At 41.2% G+C, this 1337-nt stretch carries 1 protein-coding gene; it reads right to left on the bottom strand.

Translation table 11 applies throughout. The features are described from left to right. Window positions 1-234 precede the first annotated feature (234 nt). Window positions 235-1263, bottom strand: a complete 1029-nt coding sequence (locus AB4329_RS22425; RefSeq protein ID WP_372139320.1) for an IS110 family transposase — start codon at window positions 1261-1263, stop codon at window positions 235-237. Between the last annotated feature and the right edge of the window lie 74 nt (window positions 1264-1337).

Below are 1337 nucleotides of genomic sequence, written 5' to 3'. Positions count from 1 at the left end.
GGTGTCGTTGATCTTCAAGCTGATTTGATCATATATGGACACTTCCTATTGGCAAGTAGTAAATCTGAAAGTTTTAGGTAAAAGATTGCAGACATATATCCGAGTTCAAGGACTCTTAATGATTTCCGCTGAGCATGCTCTTATCAACAACACGAACTTGAAAGTCCTAAGATCAAATCAGAGTTCCATACTCACGGTCTTACCTGTTTTCTCATTTCCACTTCATGCGCAATTTTAGATAGATAGTAATTCAGGATTATAGTGTTGCTGATTAGCCAATAAAGCCCATGCAATTCGAGCATTCCGATTAGCTAGTGCGACTATTGCAACATTCTTGTGTTTTCGTTTCAGTAAGTCATTCAACCAGCGGTGAGTATAAGTGGTTGGCTGTTGCTTTAAGTGCCCAAGAACAGCTCTTGCACCATGCACTAGTAGTCTTCGTAAATAGCCATCCCCCCGCTTGCTTATACCAAGCAATACTTGTTTGCCACCCGTTGAAAACTGCTTAGGTACAAGTCCAATCCATGCAGATACCTGCCGTCCATTATTAAAAGATGCGGGGTCACCTATACTTGCAACAAGTGCGGTGGCAGTTATAGGGCCAATTCCAGGGATCTCTGCGATTCTTTTAGAATCAACATTCGTACTGTGCCATTGTTCAATTTCTTTTGTTAACGCACTAATTCGTGAAGAAAGCTCATCAATTAGTTCTTTTAAATGAGTAACCACGCAGCGAATCGGTGGCGTCAAATTATTTTCAGCATCCTCTAAAACCAGAGGGAGCTGCTTGTTAAGTGATGCACTTCCTTTAGGAAAGACAAGACCAAACTCAGCCAGCAACCCACGTAATTGATTAGTTTGGCCAGTTTTCATTGAAACTAACCTTTCTCTAGCTTTGTGAACAGAAAGGATTGATTGCTGTTCAATCGATTTCATAGGTACGAAACGCATGTTAGGGCGAGTTACCGCTTCACAGATTGCTTCAGCATCAGCGGTATCGTTCTTATTTGATTTCACATAGGGCTTAACAAACTGCGGAGGCATAAGTTTAACGTCATGACCAAATTGCTTGAATACTCTTGCCCAATAATGAGCACTGGAGCAAGCTTCCATACCAACAAGACAAGGAGGCATATTGGTCAACGTTTCGGACAACTTCTTTCTGCTGATATTTTTCTTCAAAAGAACTTTGCCTGATGAATCTACTCCGTGAAGAGCAAAAGAAGATTTAGCTAAGTCGATACCTAAAGTTGCAATGGTCATGGTCTCTTCCTCATTTATGTTACCGACTATAAGTTTAGACGGTGGGTGGAAGTGTCCATATCATTAACAACGCC

The sequence above is a fragment of the Vibrio sp. 10N.261.54.A5 genome (genome assembly GCF_041471145.1).
In the GTDB taxonomy this organism is placed as follows: Bacteria; Pseudomonadota; Gammaproteobacteria; order Enterobacterales; family Vibrionaceae; genus Vibrio; species Vibrio crassostreae_C.
The sequence above is the reverse complement of the archived record's forward strand: the minus strand, read 5'-3'. Positions and strand labels throughout refer to the sequence as shown.